We start from the raw sequence: 23363 nt of genomic DNA on the forward strand, positions 1-23363 counted from the left end.
TCTTCATTTGAAATGAAAAACATAAAAAAAATTGATAATGAGCATTATATATGGTAATCTAAAAACGAATCGTTTGATTGAAAGACATTAAAATGAGCGGTATCTATATTCACATCCCTTTTTGCAAACAAGCTTGTCATTATTGCGATTTTCACTTTTCGACTTCATTAAAGAAAAAAGATGAAATGGTACAAGCATTGGCAAAAGAAATCGTTATGCGAAAAAAAGAATTCCAAAATGAGGTAGTAGAAACTATTTATTTTGGAGGAGGAACTCCTTCTATATTACAAATTGAAGATATAAATTTTTTGATTAACGAAATTTACAAAAACTACAAGGTAGTTGATAATCCAGAAATTACTCTTGAAGCAAATCCTGACGATTTAAAGCAAAATACAATAATTGAATGGGCAAATATTAAAATAAATAGGCTAAGTATAGGTGTACAATCTTTTCGTGAAACAGATTTACAACTGATGAATCGAGCACATAATGCTAATGAAGCAAAAGAATGTTTAGAACTAGCAACCCATTATTTTGATAATATTTCAGTAGATTTAATTTATGGTATTCCTGGACTTACAAATGAAATGTGGCTAAATAATATTCAAACGTTACTCAATTTAGGAATCTCACACATTTCCAGTTATGCTCTAACTGTAGAACCCAAAACAGCATTACAAAAGTTTATTCAAACAGGAAAAGTTCCATCTATAGATGAAGCAGTAGCTCATGAACAGTTTTTAATATTAGTTGATACACTAGCCAAAAATGGTTTTGTGCATTACGAACTGTCTAATTTTGGAAAAGAAAACTATTTTTCTAAAAACAACTCAGCGTACTGGTTAGGCCAAAAATACATTGGAATAGGACCATCAGCACATAGTTATGATGGGATCAATCGAAGTTGGAATATTGCTAACAATCCTCTTTACATAAAATCTATACAAAAAGATATCTTACCAAGCGAAGTAGAAACTCTCACATTAACTGATCGTTACAATGAATACATCATGACTGGATTGCGAACTATTTGGGGGGTTTCTTTAGAACGTATTAAAGAAGAGTTTGGAAACAACTATCTTGAATATTTGATAAAAAATGCACAACCTTTTATAAATAACAAGCAATTAGAGGTAAGCAACAATATTTTAAGAACTACTCGAAAGGGGAAATTTTTTTGTGATGGGATTGCTTCAGACTTATTTTTTTTAAATTTGAGTCCTCATAAAGGACACTAAAAAAACATAAAGTCTACCCCATTTTGTGTGGCTTGTGGAATTCTTTATGATAATTGTCTCAAAATGATTTTAAAAATAAACCACCTTACTTTTGATATATCAAAACCCTATGATATTTCCATTCCATTAAGCAATACCGAAACAAACCCGATTGCTTGGTATATAGAAAAACCCGTAATAGAACCTGTTCGTTTCGGAGACTGGGTAGGAAAAGTTTCTGAAGGAAGTGCAATTAATTTCAATACTATTTCTTTTAACCCACACGGACATGGCACACACACCGAATGTTTAGGTCATATTACCAAACAAACCTATAGCATCAATCAGTGTTTAAAAGAATTCTTTTTTGTAACTGAGGTAATTACGGTGCAACCTGAACAAATAGAAGGCGATTTGGTTATTACAAAAAAAATATTAGAAAATAAACGGGCTACTACAACCGAATGGGAAAAATCATACAACTCCATTCAAGCATTAGTAATACGCACTTTACCTAATACCATTGATAAAAAATCAAAAAACTATTCGCATACCAATCCTCCTTATCTAACAGAAGAGGCTGCTATTTATCTACGTGAACTAGGTATCAAACACTTATTAGTTGACCTCCCTAGTATAGATAGAGAAAATGATCAGGGTAAGCTCTTAGCACATAAAGCATTTTGGAATGTAAAAGACAGTAATCAATTAAATTCAGATGCTCGCTTAGACTGTACAATTACTGAAATGATTTTTGTTGACGACACAATTGTTGATGGAACCTATTTATTAAATTTACAAACCGTTTCTTTTGAAAACGATGCCAGCCCTAGTAAACCAGTTTTATACGCTAAAGATCCTTTTAAATAACCTAAAATGCTAGAAGTTTCAACCGACAAACTTAGATTAGATATTCTGTTTATCCAACACTTCTTAAAAGACATTTATTGGTCAGCACCACGAACAATAGAAGAAGTGCAAAAAACCATAGATACTTCCGTATGCTTTGGTTTGTATCTGGATGAAAAACAAATTGGTTTTGCTAGAGTTATTACAGATTATGTAGTCTTTGCTTATGTAATGGATGTTTTTCTAGCCCCAGATTATCGTGGCAATGGGTACTCTTCAGTTTTAATAAAGGCTTTGTTAGAGGAATCCAGTTTACAAGAAGTAAAAATGGCTCACATAAAAAATATGGGGAGTAATTGTAAATTGCGACAAAAAAAGTAAATGGATTTTTCGATACTTTCTGCTTTTCTACCCGAAGAATTATTATGTCATTTTGATATTGTTGATTTTATAGAATTAGGAGATATTCAAACAAAAAAGGATTGCTTTTATATCTATCTTGATGAAAAGAACATTATTCCCGAAGGTTTCATTTCAGAGGAATATGAGTCAAAAGGCTTTTGTGAGCGTACTTTGATACAAGATTTTCCAATACGAGGAAAGGCTGTTTATTTAGGTATCAGAAGACGTAGGTGGCGAAATACAGTAGATAAGTCAGAAATTAAAAGCGATTATTCTTTTATTGCAGAAGGTTCCAAATTAACTGTTGAACTTTCGGATTTTTTAAAAGGTACAGGTAGAGACCCGAGAAGATACGATAAGTAACATTGCCAGTTATTATGGCATTAAAGCTGATTTACTGCGAAGACATTACAAAAAAAGAATCAGTGGTTTTACAAGTTGGAAACAGTTAGAACATGCCGAAAATTATCTGATTTACCCCGAAAATATTGGGGAGAATTTAAGTATTGATGAAGTAAGTTTGTCAAAAGGTGAACTTTATACTTTTGTAACCAATAAACAAGGAAGAGGCAAAAAGAAATCCTTAGTGGCGGTTATAAAAGGCACCAAAAGTCAGGACATTATTGATGTGGTTACTAAAATTCCACTTTCGCATAGAAAACAAGTAAAATCGATAACACTTGATATGGCAAACAATATGCAATCAGCATCAAGAATGTGTTTTCCTGAAAGTTACCTTGTCACAGACCGTTTCCATGTGGTAAAGTTGGTAATGGAAGCTCTCCAGCATTTAAGGATAAAATATCGCTGGGAGGAGATTGAAAAAGAGAATCAAGCTATCAAAAAAGCAAAGGAGCAAGCAATAAAATACATTCCAATAACTTTTGAAAACCAAGACACACCCAAACAACTATTGGCTCGATGTCGTTATATCATTGCCAAGAAACCCAACCAATGGACAGAAACCCAAAAAGTGCGAGCCCAAATATTGTTCCAACATTATCCTCTAATACATCAGGCATATAAACACACCCAAGAGTTTAGAAATATTTATGAATACACCTCAAAAGAAGAGGCTAAACAAAAAATATTGAATTGGATATCCAAAACCAAAGAATTAAAAATGACTGTCTTTAATACCGTTGCCAATAGTTTAAATTATCATTTGGAAACAATTGCAAACTTCTTCGTAAAAAGACATACAAACGCAAATGCTGAATCCTTTAACTCAAAAATAAAACTCTTTAGAGCTAATCAAAGAGGTGTGGTGGATACTAAATTCTTCCTCTTTAGAATGGAGAAACTTTTTGCTTAATCCCCAAAAAATTAATCTGAGCCGTAAAAATCTGGCGTTTAGCTACCAGAGATGCTCATTTTTTATATAAAAAATTTGGTTTTAAACAGCTTGCTTCACCTGAACGAATGATGGAAAAAATAATAACGTAAATAAGATATAACCAGAAATTATAAACTCATTTCTTTTAATTCATATTATGGATTAGAAATTTATTACAAATAAAAATGACTTTGAATCTAAAAAAGCACTCCATTTTTTGTCATCAATGTGAGAAAACTACAGCTGTAGTAAAAATTTTTATGTATTTTTACTTGATTTGCCCTTTTTATCTTCATCAGAAAGTCTAACGTATAATCTGGGTTTAAAAAAATAAAAATGGACATACAACAACTTTACGATTTTTGCTTATCAAAAAAAGGAGTAACCGAACATTTCCCTTTTGACAAAGACACCTTGGTGTTTAAAATAGGTGGGAAAATATTTTGTTTGACTTCTTTACAAGGATGGGAAAAAGAAACACCATCTATCAACTTAAAATGTAATCCCGAAAGAGCCGAACAATTACGTGCTGAGTATGATGCCGTATTACCAGGCTATCACATGAATAAAAAACATTGGAATACGATTAAATGCCATAATGATGTTTCTGATAAAATGTTATTAGATCTCATTAATCATTCTTATGATTTAGTATTTAAAAGTTTAAGTCAAAAAACACAAGTAGAAATTTCAACTTTTTAATAGTTTTGATCGCATTATTCTGTTTTATTAGATACCGATTGGACTCATATCACCCAAAATACAGCCATTGATTCAACGTTTAAATCAAAAAAGTTTTTTGACTTATTTAAAATTTTCTTTTCTATTCTTTTGCCTCTTTTCTTATACTAAACTTCTCTTTATTTGTAGTATTCTCTTAAGTATCTTACACCTTCATAGTACCTACTACAAAAGAGATAAAACCAAATCCGTCTTTATTGTTAAGCATATAAAATAAAAAAAGCCGCCTTAAAATACACTTCACCAAGAGTTATTTGGGAATAATGTATTTTAAGGCGGCTTATATTTTATAAATAATATAACCTATTAGAAGTTATAAGAGAATGTAAAATTCCATGTTCTACCGAAACCAAAGAAAACTTGATTTGCATCAGCTAATCCTTTATACAAGCGATTTGCACTTGCATAGGTAGTTCCAGCTGGAGCATTGGCTACTTGATCATCAGCAAAGATATTACTTCTAGATTCAGAAATATAAACTGTATTTAAAACGTTGTTTATATTAACTCTAAAATTAAAATAATCATTAGACTCTTTTACTCTGTAGGTTTTGAATGAAAAACCTGCATCTAACAATCCATAGCTAGGTAGTTGTAATGTTCCTTTGTTAGTTGCTTCTTTAAATTTCGTTGGATCTATACTAGCATATAACTTATCTACATATAAGTAGGTAGCATCTAGTTTTAATCCCTTTAGTATTTCATAATTTACACCTACACTAGCCGTAGTTTGGGCTACATCTCCTACTTTTAAATTATCTAAATACAATGTTTCAGGTTTTCCTCCAGAAATTTGATTATTATTAGCATCAAAACGATCACTTGTAACATTATCCTTATATTTCCAATCACCGATAGACCCCATTAAATTAATCGTTAACTTATCCGTTGGTCTTATACTTGTTTCTAGCTCAATACCTTTATGTACTTGTTGAATACCACTAAAATTATAATACCCTCCTACATTTGTAGCGTCTGAATCAGATTGTCTTTGGAAACGATCCTTCCAACTTGTATAATAAACATTTAAATTAGCATTAAAAATAGCAGATTTAAAACCATATCCTCCTTCTATCCCTAATATTTTTTCATTTATAAGGTTTCCAGCAAGTACTGATAGATTGTTCGGATAAACTGCATTAAAGAAAGGTTGTTTTGAATAATACCCACCGTTAGCAAAAACGTTCATTTTTTCATTAATATTAAAATTCACACCTCCTTTAATATTGCCTCCTATCAAATTTTTGTAATCTGTTGAATACAAAGGATCCGATTCTTTATATGTAAATGTATCTACACGTTTAAAACCTTGTTGTGATACTGCTCCTTGAAAAAAGGCTGTTAATCTATCATTTGAATACTCTAACTGTGTGAATGCGCCATACCATCTAACATGTCCATTATTATTATACTCAATTCTTTCTTGATTTTGCACATTACTCCAAGGATTAAAAGAAGGCTTTGCTGAGTATGTTTCAAATAAGACTCTGTTAGGATTATTTATATCTCTATTATCTTTAAAACCGTCTGCACCTAATAAATCGACTACATTTCTAAAATGGTAACCAATATAGGTTCTTGCATCTACACCAAAATCTAAAGTTAAAGTTTTACTTAATTTAGTATTCAAGTTTATAATTGCACCGTACCAATCATGTGAATTTATATTAGCTCTTTTTGTAAATCCTGTCGTTCTATCCGTTAAATATAGACCATTTGAAGTAGGTAAAACTTGCGCTCCTGTTATTGGCGTTACAGACTCTCCCCTAGAAGGAACATATTCCCCTCTATTAAAAGCCACAAAATCATTAAACGGCACTAAACCACTTGCTGTTTTAAACGTTACAGGTGTCTTACCTGTAAATCCTGAACCTGCTCCACGCCCCCATGAACCATAAAAGATAGACGATAATCTTGTTTTGTCATTAAATTTAACATCATAATTAAGCGAAGCTACTGGTTTATGATAATAATTTGTAGCCCAAGAATATTCTTGCCCATTTAAGTACCCCCAATCTGAATTGTATTTTATATTAGGTTCTCCATTTGAACCATATTTGATATAATCAGCAATAGTATTTGCAAAACTTCTTTGGTTATGCCATTGTGGAGCTCCCGTAAATGTAAATTGTAGACTGTGTTTTTCATTAATATCGTACCCTAAACCTATAAAATAGTTTTGGCCAAAATATTTAGTCCCATTAACATACCCATTTCCTTGCGTACTACTTAGTAAAACAGAAGCTGACAATCCATTTTCTAATTTACCTGTAGAATAAGATGCCAATGTTTTTATATGATCATTGTTAGCAATGGTTGCCGATAAAGTTCCTCCTTTTTTAGCATCTGATGTTCGGGTAACAACATTAATAGTACCTCCTACAGAAGAGATGGCTAATTTTGAAGATCCCAAACCTCTTTGTACTTGCATGGCAGTAGTCACATCTGATAAACCAGCCCAATTACTCCAGAAAACGGAACCATTTTCCATATCATTTACTGGCACACCGTTTATCATAACAGCAATATTTTTTTGGTCAAACCCACGAATATTTACACGAGAATCACCATAACCACCTCCTGTTTTTGTTGCATATACAGATGGCGTAGTAGCCAAGATCTCAGGAAACTCTTTTGTTCCTAATTTTTCTCTAATTTCAGCCGCTTTTATTGTAGAAACGGCTACAGGTGTCTTACGATCTTTTGCAACATCTACTACTGTAGATTTAATTACAACTTCTCCTAATACGTTCCCTTTATCTTTTAGTAGTATGATTCCTAAATCAGCTTTTCCATTAGAAACTGTAAAAGGAACTTTTTTTGTCTCAAAACCTAAATAAGTAATTAATAAATTTCCTTTTGTACTCTTAGTTTCTATTAAAAATCCACCATCAAAAGCTGATGATACGCTTTGCCTTGTACCTTCAAGGGCAACGTTTGCACCTGGTAGTACTCCAGTCTCATCTTGGATAGTTCCCATGATCTTGTTTTGTGCAAAAAAGGAAGCAGAAACGAACATCATAGTCACTAAAACCCAATTTTTCATGTTCTTCATTTGTTGTGTTTTTAGATTTAAAAGTGATAGTACAAAATTGAAACATATTTAACTAGCTAATGTTAAGATAATGTTAATTTTTAAAAAAACTTTAACACACAGATAAATGAATATTACTTTTTTTTAGTTATAAAATCACATTTTATATAATTTTATAAGGTTTTATTCTAAAAAAATTATTGTTTTACGAATTTATTCAACAAAAACGAAGTAGAAGAATCATGGCATCCAAAATCGTTTGTGTCAAATTCTTCTAAAATTTTGTTAGCCAACTCTTTTCCTAATTCTACACCCCATTGATCATAACTAAAAATATTCCAGATAATTCCTTGTACAAATATTTTGTGTTCGTATAATGCAATTAAGCTTCCTAATGTTTCAGGCGTAAGTTGATCTATTAAAAGAGTATTCGTGGGTTTATTTCCTTCAAACACCTTATAGGGTAATAATTCTTGTTGCCTGCTTTGATCTACGTTGTTTTTAGCAAATTCTTTTAATATTTGCTCTTCATTTTTCCCATTCAGTAAAGCTTCTGTCTGAGCAAAGAAATTGGCCATAAGTTTTTGATGATGCTCTACATTACCATGTAATGACTTTTTAAAACCTATAAAATCAGTTGGAATTATTTTAGTTCCTTGGTGTATGAGTTGAAAAAAAGCATGTTGCGAATTTGTTCCTGGCTCACCCCAAATTATGGTTCCTGTTTGATAGTTTACAGGAACTCCTAGACGGCTTATATTTTTGCCATTACTTTCCATAATTCCTTGTTGGAGATAAGGCGTTAATTTTTGTAAATATTGAGCATAAGGAATAATAGCTTCCGTTTCCGCATCAAAAAAATTATTATACCAAATACTTAAAAGTCCCATAATAACTGGTATATTTTCGTTAAAAGGTGCATTTTTAAAATGCAAATCCATCTTGTAAGCGCCTGATAACAATTGATCGTACTGATCATACCCTATGGCTAAGGCAATGGAAAGACCTACCGCTCCCCATAAGGAAAATCGCCCTCCTACCCAGTCCCAAATGGGAAAAATAGCATCGGGATCTATCCCAAATTCTACTGTTTTTTTTATTTCACTTGAAACTGCTACAAAATGGTTCCGTATGAATTTTTCTTCTGCATTTTCCAAAAACCATTTTTTAGCGACAAGAGCATTGCTAAGTGTTTCTTGCGTTGTAAATGTTTTAGAAACAATAATAAATAAGGTGGTTTCGGGATTTAAATTATTTAAAATTTCAGCTGAATGATCTCCATCTATATTGGAAATAAAATGAAGATTAAGATGATTTTTATAATAAGACAAAGCTTCTGTTACCATAGCAGGTCCCAGATCGGAACCGCCAATTCCTATATTTACAATATCCGTAAATGGCTTACCATTGTATCCTTTTCTTTCTCCAAAAATTATTTCCTGTGAAAATTGTTTTATTTTTCCTTTTATCGCCCATACATCTTGAATAACATCTTGATTATCTAAATATAGTTGATCTGTTTTAGGGGATCTAAGAGCAGTGTGTAAGACCGCTCGGTTTTCAGTTTTGTTTATTTTTTCCCCTAAAAATTGCGAATCAATTGCGTCTTTCAACGAACATTCTTGTGCTAATTCTAATAATAATGACAATGTGGTATCATTAATTCTATTTTTAGAATAATCTAAAAGAAAATGATCCCATTCTATATGAAATCTTTCGGCTCTTTGATTATCATTTTTAAACATTTCTTGCATAGAAATACCTTTCACATCAATAAAATGTTCTTTTAACTTATTCCAAGCATTTGTTTTTGTAGGATTTACAGAGGGGAAGGTCATATTTTTACTAGGTTATATTTTTAAATTGAATTTACAATTATGAGTTGGGGTTTAAAAAATCAACTGATTTTATTATACTTGCTCTCCCCAATTTTTTAGTTCTTCTTCAGACCATAATTCAGGGAAGAATATACGGCGCTGATAACGTGGGTGCATGTATTTTTTCCAATCACTACCGCCAGTTGCTTCTCCATTCCCTTTCCCATTATCTATATATTTTTGAGCAGCACGATAATGTCCCATAACCCAAGTAATGTTTACGGTATAATCGTAATGACGCATAGCATTAATTAATTCTGTATTTTGCTGATCTTCAACAGGTAATTCTTTAAACTTACGCCATAGATTAATGGTATTATATTCTTCCATAATTTGAAGAAATTCTTTTTTATATCTTTCTTCAAATTGTTTTAAAAAATACGATTTTTCACCTGTTTCGTAATTCTTTCCCGCAGCTTGCCAATACAAATGTTCAAAAGCATGATGATAAGAAGTATTTCTATCAATAGTTGTTCTATAACGATAATCAATTAAGTTGATTAAATCGGTCGAACAAAATTCTATCATACGATACTGTGCGCTCTGAAAACCACTGGCTGGAGTTAGTGTATGACGGAATTTCATGTATTGTTCTACTTCCATTCCTTCTCCCATTATTGTAAATGATGTGGTTAACATATCAAAATACCGACTGATGCGCATAAGTCTATCCGTAAAGAATTCTGTTGTTAGTTTTTGAGCGTAAGAAACTTGTTTTATTTCCCATAAAATCATTTTAAATAAAAGTTCATTTATTTGATGATACATGATAAACACATTTTCATCTGGAAATATAGTACGCTGATTTTGAAGACTTAACAAAGCATCTGTCTGAATATAATCCCAGTATGTAATAGGTTTAGACCAAAGAAGCCCTTCTAAGTAGGCTTCTGTTTTTTGATCTAGAGACTGGTATTTTTGATCTATTTTATCTACTAGATTAGAATAATCATTCATTCTATTAATTTTTTAAAACTAAAAAAGGTTTTTTAAGTCCTTTAAAGCTATCTAAATCGGCTTTTAAAGAACCCACTGCTAGACTTGCTTTAATTCGTAATGGTATTTTATTCTCATCATCACTTACCCATACGGTTAGACTCTCTTCTTCTTTAAAAACCCTACCATGCTGAACCAATGGTTTAAAAATCAATGCTTTGACATTACCAAATTTTGTATTAATTGTTTCTCTACCTAAGAAACGCATTTTAAATTTATAAATTTCGTCATCAAAAAACATATCAATAATTATTGATTCTCCTACAGCTAGTTCACTTGCTTTAGGATGGTTTCGTAAGTAATAAAATGAAGAAACAATATCTTGTACGTTTTCTGTAACAGATAAATTTTTTTCTGTTTTATTTTTATAATCTTTTACTAGGATTGTATGTTTTGTTTGATTAAAAAAACCTTCTTGATCTTTGGTATACCCTCCTTCATCGATTTTTCTAACATATTGATATGGTTTGTTTGTTTCCTGATCGAAGATGCTTTGATAATGGTCTTCCACTTTAAAAAAGAAACGGGACATTCCAGTTGTATATCCGTGTCCTACTGCATAAAAACATTTTCTATTATTTCTTATTGCTTCTTTTAACTCTAAAGTTGCATAACCTGCATTTACTATACCATAATGAATCCTAAACTTTAGCCATTCACCTACATCAAAAGCTTCCTTTTTTTGTGCTAAAATCTGAGACGACGATAAACCTAAAACGGTTAGAAATAGTAGAATACTTTTTTTCATTTTTATGTATGGATCGTTTGGAAATTCAAACTGTACAATTTTCGTTCCAAAAGTAATAAAAAAACAAAAAAACCCAATCAGGAAATGACTGAGTTTTTATGTTATTAACCAACCAAAAAACTATAAATTATGAAAATTTATTAAGTTCAGAGGGAACCACCCCTCAAATTCATAAGACAAAGATAGGTTGATTATTTACAAAAAACACAAAGAAAAAGCAATTTTAACAAATTTTTATCAAAATTAAGACTTTTTTAAGGTTTATTTTTAAATATTATTCATCGAAAAGGTGTTCTTAATTGTGTTTTTCAAAATAAATTATTTTTCTCATTAATTATTCAAAACCTAATTTCGTTCGAACCCTTTTTATAACGTCATTAGCTATTATTGATGCCTTTTCTGCTCCCTCGTGTAGTACGCTATCTAGCTCTATTAAGTTATTCATATAATAATTATAACGTTCCCTTTCAATAGCAAAACGTTGAACAATTAAATCATATAAAGCTTGTTTAGCATGCCCAAAACCAAAATTACCAGCCAAATACTTATCTCTTAAGGCAACCGTCTGTTCTTCTGTAGCAATTAACTTATATAATGCAAAAACATTACAAGTATCTGGATTTTTGGGTTCTTCGAGAGGTGTACTATCTGTTTGAATCGTTTTGATTTGTTTCAACAAAGCCTTGTCATCTAAAAAGATATTAATCGTATTATTTCTTGATTTACTCATTTTCTCACCATCAGTACCAGGAATCAACATAGAGTCCTCCTCCGTTTTAGCTTGTGGTAAAACAAAAGTTTCTCCCATTTGATGATTAAAACGCGAAGCTACATCACGCGTAATTTCCAGATGTTGTAATTGATCCTTTCCTACAGGAACAATTTCCGCATCATACGCTAAAATATCAGCAGCCATTAGCATGGGATAGGTAAACAACCCCGCATTTACATCTTCCAGTCTATCTGCTTTATCTTTAAATGAATGAGCTAGAGTTAATCTTTGAAAAGGGAAAAAACAGCTTAAATACCAAGTTAATTCTGCAACTTGAGGAACATCGCTCTGACGATAAAAAATTACTTTATTAATATCTAAACCACAAGCCAACCAAGCAGCAGCTGTACTGTATGTATTATTTTTTAAAACGCCCCCTTCTTTTATTTGTGTTACAGAATGCAAATCTGCTATAAATAAAAAAGATTGATTTTCAGGCTGGTTGGCCATTTTTATGGCAGGTATGATTGCGCCTAAAAGGTTTCCTAAATGTGGAGTTCCTGTGCTTTGCACTCCAGTTAATATTTTTGCCATTATATTTTTAAAAATGATATTTTCGCAAAGGTAATTTTTTTTGATTCATATTTGAAGTAAATAATCACTGCTATGCAAATGTTAAAAATTCTTTTTTGGTCTATCTGGCGTTTATGGTTTTACGTATTAGTTTTAATACCGATTCTTATCATGTCTCCTTTTTTAACCTTGTCTCTCTCTAAAGATTCTTGGTATCCTTACTTTTTTAGAATGGCGCGCTTATGGGCTAAAATTGTTCTTTATGGAATGGGTTTTCATTATAAAATCAAGAGCGAGCAACCTGTTTTGCCTAATCATAGTTATATGTTTATTGCAAATCATACCTCGATGACAGACATCATGCTAATGTTAGCCGTCGTAAAAAATCCTTTTGTTTTTGTAGGTAAAAAAGAATTGGTTAAAATTCCCATTTTTGGTTTTTTCTACAAAAGAGCTGCCATTATGGTAGACCGTGAAAACATACGAAGCCGATCGGAGGTTTACGAGAAAGCAAAAACACGTATTAAACAAGGTTTAAGTATTTGTATATTTCCTGAAGGCAAGGTTCCTGATGATGAAAGTGTAATTTTAGATGAATTTAAAAGCGGAGCTTTTAACATTGCAATTGATCATCAGTTAACCATTGTCCCTATGGTTTTTTATGATAATAAAAATCTTTTCTCTTACACTTTTTTTAGTGGTAAACCGGGGTGCTTAAGGGTTAAATTTTTATCCTTTGTAAAAACAACGGGAATGACCCATGAAGACAAAAAAATCATTAAAGATAAATCCAGAGAACTAATCATCAAAGAACTGATGAACGACCCTGTATATATGAAGCATTCCAACAAAAAAAGCCATTGTAAATAATTATATTTTTATTACAAAAAATACTTTTTTTCAACACATAACTCATATTATAATTAAAATATGTATATATTTGGCAAACATTAACCCAAAAATAAAATAAATATGAAAAAAAGAATACTCCCTAGCTTCTTTCTTTTGTTTGGAGTAACCGTAGGCTATTCACAACATTCTGGAGATGTAGGTATGCTAAGAGACACACAAGCAAACAAAAAACTTTCTAAAAAAGAAGCTAAGATTCTCAGGAAAAAACATGGGCATTTTTTAGCTAATAACAAAATAAACAAAACTTTTTATTTATCTAAACAACAAAGAAAAGAAGAAGGTATTCCTCCCAATAAATACAATGAACAAGAATGGTTGTTAACAATGAATCCTAATTTAGGTAGACCAACCAATGAAAATATTGAAACTATCCGAAAAGATCTAGAAAAAGCACGCAAAGAGGCTTTGGCACAACGTATACCTGGAGATGCTACAACTAACAATTGGATAGAACGCGGTCCTAACAATGTAGGAGGGCGCACAAGAGCAATTATTTTCGACCCAGGAGATGCTACTGGAAATATGGTAGTAGCTGGAGGAGTTAGTGGCGGATTATGGAGAAATAACAATATTTTAAGTGCAACTTCTTCATGGACAAAAATCGATACTTTTCCTGAACATGTAAATGTTCAAAACATAGCAATAGATCCTAACAACAAAAATACTTGGTATGTAGGCACAGGTGAATCGTATGTGTTTGGAGATGTAAATGGCAATGGTATTTGGAAAACCACTGATAGAGGTGCTACTTGGACTAGAGTTTATGGAGGGGGAATTGTATCATCAACTGTGAAAAATTTACAAAACTTGGAAATTGTTGCCCCTTCTGCTGTTGCTACCATAAAAACATATTCTACTGGTTCTGCTACATGGCCTGGCGGTGCTATTAACAATACTTTTACAGCACCAATAGTTTTAATGGATGATGGAGTGGCACCAACAGATGATGCTTGTGGCGCAACTTCACAAAATTATACCGGTAAAATTGTTTTAATAAGAAGAGGTACTTGCTCTTTTGAATCAAAAGCAATGGTCGCTCAAAATGCAGGTGCAATAGGTGTAATTATAATGAACAATGCGGTAGGTGGTTCCGTATTTAATATGTCAGAAGATGCTGCTATTACAGGAACTATACCTACTCTTATGATTTCTAAAGAAGATGGTGATCTACTGATTGCAAATTTAGCAAACTTAACTGGAACTATAAAACCTTCTGACCCACTTGAGTTTTCTGGCTTAGAGGTTTCAGGTGTTCAGTTTGTAAATGATTTAGTCGTTAAAAACAATGCTGGCGTTTCTGAAATTTATGCTGCCATGGGCGATGGACAATATTCAGAGTCTCGTAATGGCACTGTTTTTAACGCTTCCAACTTTGGTCTATATAAATCCATTAATGGCGGTAGTACATGGATCAAACTGAATTTACCTTCATCAGTAGCTGGGCACCCTACTTGTCCTAATGATATAGAATTGGGAGTCGATGGTGACATTTGGGTTTCATCTACTGACAGCTGGACGTATGGTGATGGCGGCGGTAGAGTATTTCAATCAACAGACAATGGAAGCACATTCAACTTACGCTACACAGTTGCCGCTGAAGGGGGAGGAAAACGAGTAGAAATTGAAGCTTCTAGTACAACCCCTGATAAAATTTATGTGTTATCTCAATTAAAAGATGATCCAAATACTGCAACAAAAGTAGAAATACAATTAGCACTAACAACTAACGGGTTTAACACTGCCCCTACCATTCTATCATTACCTGCTGGAAATGAAACACGCGAAACCACCTATGGTTTTACTGGACAGCAAGCTTTTTATGACATGATGATTGAATCGGATCCTGTTGATGATAAAATCTTGTATGTAGGAGGTATTGATCTTTATAGAACAGCTAATGCGAATGGTCCTGCTGTAACATGGAATGCTATTTCTAATTGGACAACCAACGTACATTCTGATCAGCATGCTATGGTCTTCAAACCAGGAAATAGCAGTGTAGCTCTTTTTGGTAATGATGGTGGAGTATATTATACTAGTAATGCCGCTAGTACCACTACTCCTGCTACACCTAGAAATACAGGTTTTAATGTTACACAATTTGTAGGAGTAGCAGTAATGCCTAATGGCGTTACGGGTGTCGCTGGTGACTTCTTTGTAGCTGGTGCTCAAGACAATGGTTCTCAATATTATTCAGGTTCTTCTACTGCTGCTAATTCTACCTTAGGAGCTTCTGCTGGAGTTAACAATACCTTTAGAGTTCAAGGAGGTGATGGTGGAAAACCTTTATTTGACCAAGGATCTGACAAGTATTATATCACAAATTATGTATATAATGACAGTATGATCCTTAGAAACGTAGGAAGTACTACCTCTAAAACTTTAAGTGATGGCACTTCTGGTGCAGGTCTATTTTACCCTGCTATGACTCTAGATTCTACAAATGATATTGTGTATTCTGATTTTACACTGAATGGAACTTACCAAGTAAGAAGATATTCTAACATTAAGGGTAATACACAGGTATCTAGAACAAATTTAACCAATGCTTTATTAACGGGATATGCAACAGCTTTAGCTACAGGCAAAGTAACATCTACCACTCTGTACATAGGAACTATGAATGGTAAACTACTAAAAGTTACAGGAGCTAATGGTTCTGCACCTGTATGGTCTAATATAAGCGGTCCTAATTTTGTTGGTAGCGTTTCTGATATAGAATTTGGAGCAAATGATAACCAAATCTTCTTGACTATGCATAATTACGGTGTAAACAATATTTGGTATACATCAAACGGAGGAACTAATTGGTATCAACTAGATGGTAATTTACCTGATTTACCTGTGAAAACAATTTTACAAAATCCATTAAATGCTGCAGAAATCATGATTGGTACTGATCTAGGAGTTTGGTATACTACTAATTTTAACAGTGCTGCTGCTTCTGATCAAGCATTAATCTGGAAGCAAGCTTATAATGGAATGAGAAATGTAAAAGTTACAGACCTAGACATTCAAGCAAATTCTCCAACAGCACCTAATGCGTATAAAGTGTATGCTGCTACGTATGGTCGTGGTGTTTTTTCAGGCAATCTAACAGGCGCTCTAGGAGCCAAAACAGATGAATCAGTTACAGAAAAAGTGAATACCATTAAGGTATATCCAACAGTTTCAGAAGGAAATATAAAATTAACTTCTTCTAAAAACTATGGAAATACAAAGGTTGAAATATTTGATATTACGGGCAAACTCGTTTTAGAAAACTCAGTTATAATTGATGGCAATACAAGCGAACTAGATTTATCAAATTTAGCACCTGGAAATTATGTCTTAAAAATGGCTGGTGATCATTTTGAAGAAACTGAGAAAATCATAATTCAGTAAAGATTTTATCAATACCACATAAATTACAAAAGAGGCTGTCTAAAAAATATAGACAGCCTCTTTTGCATAGCCTTCTTATAAAAAAACTATCGTTGTTTAACAACTATTAATTTCCTTTTTTCATGTTTTACTTCTAAAGAATCACGATATATTCTTTTGATCAATACTCCATTACAATCAGCATTCAATCGAGTTTTAAATAACCTATTGTTTATTTTTATTAAAATTAATTCATCTGTTTTGTCTTGTGATTTTATATAACCATAAAATTTAACATCAGGAAAAGGGGTTTCTTCAATTACTTTGGGAGTCTTGACTGTTTGCATCTCAGTTTTTTTAGGTTTAGGTAATTTTATTACGTTTAGTTCTAGCTTAGGATTTTCAATTTTGGGAATGTTAACTGATTTCAAAAAAGGATCTATAGCAAAATTTTTTAAGGAAAAAGTATCTTTTTCAATCTTATTAGGGAGTTTAGCATAACTATTAGTTTGAAAATCTATTTGTACTGGTTTATCCTGAAAAAAATGACTAACATACCTGTAGATTACCGTACCCCATAATCCTAAAACACCTATTAAAAGGATACCATTTAGTTTCTTCTTCATAATTAATTTATTAACAAGCTAAAAGGCTTACTATATCCCAGCCCTATATTTCCAGCCTTATCTTTAGCCTTTACTCTCCAAAAAAATGTCCCTGTAGTAGCAAATGTCTTTTGGCAGCTTGTTGTATTTATGATTTGACTTTCAAGACCTCTAGAAAAATCGCTATCCGTGGCAAATTCTATTATATAATAATCAATGGGAGATTTTATAATTCCAGAATCAGAATCTAATTTCCAACTAAAATCTATTGCTGTATTTACCTTACGTGTATCTGCATTATTAGGAAATATATTTTGAGGTGCGTTTGGTGGTGTTGTATCTAATAAAAACGTAGCCTTATTAAAATCTGTAACAGAAGTTGCGTTTACAGCTTTTACTCTCCATTCATAAAGGGCATCCGTTTTTAAGTTATTAGAATCCAATGAGTAAGTAGAAGCCGTAATTCCTTCTTTAGAGAATAACAATACATTACTATTAGTTACATCATATAATTCCAAAGTATAACTTGCTGCTATTTTTATGGGGTCCCAAACTAAAGTCAAATTATTTTTATTTGTAGAAAACCCACTATAAGGACTTTTTAAAATCACTAATTGGTTTTCTAAACTAGTTGGTGATTTTATCTCAAAAGAAGTTAGAGTTGTATATTTAGATTCATATCCTAAATTTTCTCCTCTAATTTTAAATTTATAATTTCCAGGCAGTAGTGGTAGTTTTAAAAAGGTTTTACTCGTTAGAGTATCTCTTATTAGAAGTGCATTTTTATCTTCTATTTGCAAACGATATTTATTCGCTCCCTTCAGAGTTTCCCATTGAAAACTTACTATATTGCTTTCTACAATATGTCCTTCTTTTGGTGTTACAACATTTATGACATCTGTGGTAATGTCTTTTTCCAAAATATCGTCGCATGCTGCAATAGTTATCGCAAAAAATAAAAATAATATATTATTAAATACCTTCATAGTTTTGAAATATAAGTTTTAAATATAGCTTTTCTTCTTTATCATTCTTCTTTTCTGTAAAAAAATGTAAGCTTATAAGTTTTGAGCTTTCGAACTGATTTTCAAAATTGTAAGCAGTTTTGAGTAGCTGATTAGTAGTACCTGACAAAACGATAGTATTAGTTATAACAGAAAAGTGTTCCTCTTTAAAAAAATGTATCGGTTGAATAGTATGTATGGTAACTTCGGGATGATTCTTAATCACAAAATCAATAATTTCTTGTTGTATAACTTCCTTTTCTTTTTCACTTTTACCAATTAATAAATCTAACTTAGTAACTTCTTCATTTAGTTTCTTTACCCCAGAAGATTTAGAATTTATTTCTTGTGTCTTTGCTTTTAGTGTTTTATACTCACCATAAGAATCCATAAGCGGACTAAACGAACGCTTATAAGCAGTAATTAGTAACAAGAAAAACACAAATATAAGTGCTTTAAACTTTTGTTTAAAAGTGTACTGATTAAACATGATTCAATAATATTTTAACCTCAAATTGTGAAATATTTTTCTTATCTTTTTTAAGATTTACAACTTCAAATTTTCTTATTCCTCTCAACCTTTTTAAATTAATTAGCCAATTATTAAAAACACCTTCTTCGTTGGTCTGTCCTTTAACTAGAATAACATTAGGGGTCATCAATATTTTTTTATTAATTTTGGTTTCTTTATCAATAGGAGCATAATTTAATTCACTCAGCTTTATACTTTTGGGTATAGTTAGTAATAGATCAGAAATATAATGGGATATAAATATATTGGAAGTTAATCCAGATTCATTCAGAATCACCAATTGTTGCTCTCTTCGTTTTTCTAATGCTTTAATTTGCTTATAGGATTGGTTAGAATAGATAACTTCTAGATTAAGCTCTGTTATCATTCTATTAAAATATTGAATGGAGGTATAACTTATGAGAAGTAAAACAAAAAATGACACCAACATAGTAAGCCCCAATTTCGTAAAAGCTTTTTGAAAAATTAATTCCTCTAAATTGATTTTGTTTTCAGTTTTAGTGATTTCCTCTGGTTGCAAAAAAAAATGTATGGCACTAGCATATAAAGGTAAATGAGTACTCAAGAGATTATCTTGACCTATTTGAATGGAAGTAGTTTTATCATTTTTAACAAAACTTTCCAATTCATTGCCCTCAAAAATTAACTCTAACGGACCTGCCTTAACAATATTTGTGTTGATATGATTTTTTAAAAAAGCAACTGGAAATGCTCCAATATATACATCTAACACCTGAAAATGATTGGTTTGAAAAAAAAGTATCTTTTCGTCAACCTGTTCATTTCTGCAAAAACTCATAAAACCTATAGTTTCATATTGAAAAGTCGTGTAGTATATATTGGCAAAATCGATTGTTTTTAACCAATTAAGATCTTCTTCTTTTTCATTATCAATTTTTTTGTGTAGTATTCCTTTACCATCCATTACAAGAATTACAGGAATCTTGATATCAGTGGTTTTTAAAAGTTTTTCAAAATCATCAAAGCTTCTGGAATCTAATATATTAAGTGTAGTACCTCTTTTTAAAAGGGTTAATACATGGTAAATATCAGCTCCTTCTTTTTTAATGATGCCTATAACATTTATTCTACTGAATTTAATTATTTTGTTTAGATATTGTACCATTAGTATACAACAGTTGGTTTGATGAATATATGGAGTTTTGCGTCGCTTTTTGATTTTTTACGACTACTGGTAAACCATTTTAAGATTGGAATTCGAGAAATTAAAGGCACTCCTGTTCCTGAATTTTCTTTTTTCAATTCATCTAGCCCTCCTAACAAGATCATTTCTCCATTTTTAACTCTTACTAATGACTCGAATTTTTGAGTAGCTTTACCAGGAGGAGCATTTTCTCCTGCTCTACCTAAGAAAGAACTCTTTTCGACGGCAATATTTAAAGTAACATTTTCATCTGTAGACACAAAAGGCTTTATAGAAACACTCAAATTTGCATCCGTTGGTTTCCATGTGCCTGATTGGAGTATGTTGTTCCCAATATTATTACTCAAAATTTGATTATTTTGTTCAAAATAATAGCTGGTTTCACCAATGGCAAGTTTGGCTTCATGACCACTTATAGTAGCTATTTTAGGTGTTGATTCTACTTTAAGTATCGAGTTATTTTCTAATAATTTTAAATTAGCATAAAAACTTTCTGTTACTTTTCCTATTTTAAACAAACCAAAACCATTGAAGGCATTGATTAAACTGTTTATTGAAGTGCTATTTAAAGACATATCCGCTGTAGGATATAAAGTACCTGAAGTACCTATAGGCGTTTGTCCTTTACCTAAAAGCCCTGCTTTAAAACCTGTTTGTATATCATATCCTTTGTTGTATTGGGCAATAATTACTTCAATTTGTACCATGGGTACTACCTTATCTATTTGTTTTAAGTAAAGACGAAGCTCGTCTATTGCTTTTTTAGATCCCGAAACAATAAGACTATTTAACTCTACAAATTCTTTAATTTCAAGTTTTTCAGCAAATACTCTTGGCAAAGATTGTTGCACACTCTCTATTGATCTGTTTTCTAGTTGAATCATCTCGGTTGATCTAAGTCCTTCTGTAGCGTATTCTCCTATTAAGTATAAATTATCTTGCTTTTTGAAGGTGTATTTTCTGCCTTTAAAAACATGATCTAATAAATCATCAAAAGTGATATGCTCAGCAGATAAACTGGCTTTCTCATTTTCAGGTTTATTATATAAAAAATAATTGATACGCAACTTTTCTGCTGCCTCCGTTAAAATATCATTTACATCAGCCCCATCTGCATTTACATTTAAAAAACCTGATTTATCTAATGAAATATCATAATATCCTAGCGCACCCCTACTTGCTTTTGCTTGCTTATTTTTACTAAAAGTATTAGTTCCATAGGCATTTCCGCTATTACTATTAAGCTCTTTGTTTTTTTCTAGAAAGAAAAAACCATTTTCGTCTTTTGAAACAATAAGGTCATTGGATTTAGACATCATTTGTAGAACCTGATCAAAAGGTCTGTTCAAAATATAGGAAGATACTTTTAGTCCTTTGATTTCTGGAGCTAAAACCACATTTTTTCCCGATTTATCTATAATTGCTTTTGCTACAGCAGGAAGGGAATCGTTTTCTAATTTCAAGGAGAGGAAGTCATTTTCTTTATTATAATTTACATCAATGATTTTGGGTTGTTTTTTCTCAACAATCTTAATTTCTTTTCTCTTTTTGAAGACAATTATGTTATTTAAAAAACTTATTTCTAAATCATATTTTTGCACTAAATGTAAAAATACATCCTTAACTGTTACATCGTAAAAATTATTAACTACCGTTTGATTTAAATCAGTATCTACATCAATATTGAGTTGATGTTCTTCGGCAATTGAAGCTATGAAATCGTGTAATGAAAGTCCTGAAACATTAATTTTTAAAACTTCATTTATACCTTTTTTTTGTTTAGATAATTCATCAAACTTATATCCCAATTGGTTGAGATCCTGTTGTGCATAAGTTGTATGAGATAAAACAATACCTAAAAGGAGGTAAATAATTTTTTTAAACATTTTTATTGTGCAATTAAAATTGGATAAATTTCATCTAATGAGGTTTCTCCTTTTGCTAAGAGATCGAAAGCTTTATGAGCTAAGGTTTGGTGAACCTTGTCGTTTTCAAAAATTTCAACTATATTATTGTGCTTTATAGCTGCTGCTAATTTGTTATCTACATGAATTACTTCATAGATAGCTGTTCTACCTTTGTATCCAGTGTGAAAACATTGATTACATCCACACGTTTTAAAGTGTTTTTCAAGCGGATATGGAAAATGAAAACTCATGGGAAAATCCTCTTTATCAACACTTACTTCTTGCTTACAATTTTCACAAAGTTTTCTGACCAATCGTTGTGCTACTGATAAATTTAAGGTTTCAGAGATTAAGTAGGCAGGAACGCCCATATCAATTAAACGCGACATGGTACCAATAGCAGAATTTGTATGGATAGTTGATAAAACTAGGTGTCCTGTCAGTGAAGCCCTAATAGCCATAAGTGCCGTTTCTGAATCCCTAATTTCTCCCAACATAATCACATCTGGATCTTGTCGTAAAAAGGATTTCAAAGCAGAAGCAAAAGTAAGCCCAATATCTTCTTTGAGTTGTACTTGATTGATTCCTTTGAGAGTGTATTCTATCGGGTCTTCTACGGTAACAATATTACGCTTACTGTCATTTAATAATTTTAAAGTAGCATACAGAGTAGTCGTTTTTCCTGAACCAGTGGGACCACTTATTAAAATAATACCATTGGGCTTCTTTACGGCTTGAAGGTACTTTTCTAATTCATCGTTTTTAAAACCTAAAGCATTTAAATCAATATTTGAAGCATCTTGCCCTAATAAACGCATCACTATCTTTTCGCCAAAAAGTGTTGGCAAAATGGACACCCTTATATCAAAAGCTTCATTGGTAATACGCCCGTCTTGCGGCAATCTTTTTTCAGTGATATTAAGTTTAGCCTTTATTTTTACTTTATTCACCAACTCAAGATAATTATCCTTTTGAATTTTATACCGTTCAATAAGCTGACCATCAATACGTAAACGAATTCGAGCATTATCTTCATAAACTTCAAAATGAATATCACTGCTTTTTAATACTTTTGCTTCTTCTAGTAACGATTCTAGAAAATCCTGTTTTTCAACATCAAAATTCTTTTTTTTAGTATCAATACGTTCTTTACGATAATGAATAGACAATGCCTTTTCAATTATATTAGTGTTTGCTTCAAATAGTTTAATGTTTTTACCTGTTAAAAGTTCAAGTTCCTCTTGAGTATTTGAGTTTTTGTATAAAGTATCAATATATAATTGTAAAAAATCATTATCTACTTGTTTTGGGATAATACGATAATGATTGGCTAACTCACTAGAAATAGCCAAAATATTTTCTGGATTAACATCTAATATATTGTCCAT

General features: G+C 31.7%; 19 protein-coding genes. 8 read left to right on the forward strand and 11 right to left on the reverse strand.

The window, feature by feature from the left end; translation table 11 throughout:
* Positions 1-92 precede the first annotated feature (92 nt).
* The 6 genes from hemW (at position 93) to HUE53_RS06160 (ending at position 4509) form a co-directional block, all read left to right on the forward strand.
* On the forward strand, positions 93-1241 hold the full coding sequence (gene hemW, locus HUE53_RS06135; protein ID WP_014166084.1) for a radical SAM family heme chaperone HemW: 1149 nt from the start codon (positions 93-95) through the stop codon (positions 1239-1241).
* 63 nt (positions 1242-1304) lie between these two features.
* Positions 1305-2090 carry a cyclase family protein gene (locus tag HUE53_RS06140; RefSeq protein ID WP_014166083.1) on the forward strand — a complete coding sequence of 262 codons (786 nt, stop codon included), beginning with the start codon at positions 1305-1307 and terminating at the stop codon, positions 2088-2090.
* A 6-nt stretch (positions 2091-2096) separates the two neighbouring features.
* Entirely contained in the window at positions 2097-2450 is a 354-nt protein-coding gene (locus HUE53_RS06145) for a GNAT family N-acetyltransferase (protein ID WP_192188784.1), read from the forward strand.
* The gene (locus HUE53_RS06150) at positions 2451-2834 is read left to right on the forward strand and encodes an ISAon1 family transposase N-terminal region protein (RefSeq protein WP_014165862.1); all 384 of its coding nucleotides are present in this window, start codon (positions 2451-2453) and stop codon (positions 2832-2834) included.
* A 34-nt stretch (positions 2835-2868) separates the two neighbouring features.
* Entirely contained in the window at positions 2869-3786 is a 918-nt protein-coding gene (locus HUE53_RS06155) for an ISAon1 family transposase (protein ID WP_225556192.1), read from the forward strand.
* Between the two features lie 357 nt (positions 3787-4143).
* Positions 4144-4509, forward strand: a complete 366-nt coding sequence (locus HUE53_RS06160; RefSeq protein WP_014166081.1) for an MmcQ/YjbR family DNA-binding protein — start codon at positions 4144-4146, stop codon at positions 4507-4509.
* Positions 4510-4854: 345 nt separating this feature from the next.
* On the opposite strand, the gene HUE53_RS06165 is transcribed toward HUE53_RS06160, so the two are convergent.
* The 5 genes from HUE53_RS06165 to trpS form a co-directional block, all read right to left on the reverse strand.
* Positions 4855-7602 carry a TonB-dependent receptor gene (locus tag HUE53_RS06165; protein WP_192188785.1) on the reverse strand — a complete coding sequence of 916 codons (2748 nt, stop codon included), beginning with the start codon at positions 7600-7602 and terminating at the stop codon, positions 4855-4857.
* 176 nt (positions 7603-7778) lie between these two features.
* Positions 7779-9419, reverse strand: a complete 1641-nt coding sequence (pgi, locus tag HUE53_RS06170; protein ID WP_192188786.1) for a glucose-6-phosphate isomerase — start codon at positions 9417-9419, stop codon at positions 7779-7781.
* Positions 9420-9491: 72 nt separating this feature from the next.
* On the reverse strand, positions 9492-10415 hold the full coding sequence (locus tag HUE53_RS06175) for a tryptophan 2,3-dioxygenase family protein (RefSeq protein WP_014166078.1): 924 nt from the start codon (positions 10413-10415) through the stop codon (positions 9492-9494).
* Between the two features lie 4 nt (positions 10416-10419).
* Positions 10420-11202 carry a DUF3108 domain-containing protein gene (locus HUE53_RS06180; RefSeq protein ID WP_014166077.1) on the reverse strand — a complete coding sequence of 261 codons (783 nt, stop codon included), beginning with the start codon at positions 11200-11202 and terminating at the stop codon, positions 10420-10422.
* A gap of 334 nt (positions 11203-11536) precedes the next feature.
* A complete protein-coding gene (gene trpS / locus HUE53_RS06185; RefSeq protein ID WP_014166076.1) occupies positions 11537-12508 on the reverse strand; it encodes a tryptophan--tRNA ligase in 972 nt (323 codons plus the stop codon).
* A 72-nt stretch (positions 12509-12580) separates the two neighbouring features.
* Here trpS and HUE53_RS06190 point away from each other — a divergent pair, with 72 nt between their 5' ends.
* Both HUE53_RS06190 and HUE53_RS06195 read left to right on the forward strand, forming a co-directional pair.
* Complete coding sequence (locus HUE53_RS06190; protein WP_065212945.1) at positions 12581-13357, forward strand: lysophospholipid acyltransferase family protein; 777 nt, start codon at positions 12581-12583, stop codon at positions 13355-13357.
* A 102-nt stretch (positions 13358-13459) separates the two neighbouring features.
* On the forward strand, positions 13460-16783 hold the full coding sequence (locus HUE53_RS06195) for a PA domain-containing protein (RefSeq protein ID WP_192188787.1): 3324 nt from the start codon (positions 13460-13462) through the stop codon (positions 16781-16783).
* 86 nt (positions 16784-16869) lie between these two features.
* Here HUE53_RS06195 and HUE53_RS06200 read toward each other — a convergent pair whose 3' ends face one another.
* From HUE53_RS06200 to HUE53_RS06225, 6 genes are read right to left on the reverse strand one after another with little or no spacing between them, the layout of a single operon-like run.
* Positions 16870-17388 (reverse strand): hypothetical protein, encoded by a 519-nt coding sequence (locus tag HUE53_RS06200; protein ID WP_014166073.1) that lies wholly within the window; start codon positions 17386-17388, stop codon positions 16870-16872.
* A gap of 2 nt (positions 17389-17390) precedes the next feature.
* On the reverse strand, positions 17391-18353 hold the full coding sequence (locus tag HUE53_RS06205) for a fibronectin type III domain-containing protein (protein ID WP_014166072.1): 963 nt from the start codon (positions 18351-18353) through the stop codon (positions 17391-17393).
* On the reverse strand, positions 18340-18861 hold the full coding sequence (locus tag HUE53_RS06210; protein WP_065212944.1) for a hypothetical protein: 522 nt from the start codon (positions 18859-18861) through the stop codon (positions 18340-18342). The genes HUE53_RS06205 and HUE53_RS06210 overlap by 14 nt, the downstream gene beginning before the upstream one ends.
* Positions 18854-20029, reverse strand: a complete 1176-nt coding sequence (locus HUE53_RS06215; RefSeq protein ID WP_014166070.1) for a hypothetical protein — start codon at positions 20027-20029, stop codon at positions 18854-18856. The genes HUE53_RS06210 and HUE53_RS06215 overlap by 8 nt, the downstream gene beginning before the upstream one ends.
* Positions 20029-21954, reverse strand: a complete 1926-nt coding sequence (locus HUE53_RS06220; protein ID WP_014166069.1) for a type II secretion system protein GspD — start codon at positions 21952-21954, stop codon at positions 20029-20031. The genes HUE53_RS06215 and HUE53_RS06220 overlap by 1 nt, the downstream gene beginning before the upstream one ends.
* Before the next feature lie 2 nt (positions 21955-21956).
* Positions 21957-23363, reverse strand: a complete 1407-nt coding sequence (locus HUE53_RS06225; protein WP_065212943.1) for a GspE/PulE family protein — start codon at positions 23361-23363, stop codon at positions 21957-21959.

Source organism: Flavobacterium columnare, from assembly GCF_014844295.1.
Classification (GTDB): Bacteria; Bacteroidota; Bacteroidia; order Flavobacteriales; family Flavobacteriaceae; genus Flavobacterium; species Flavobacterium columnare.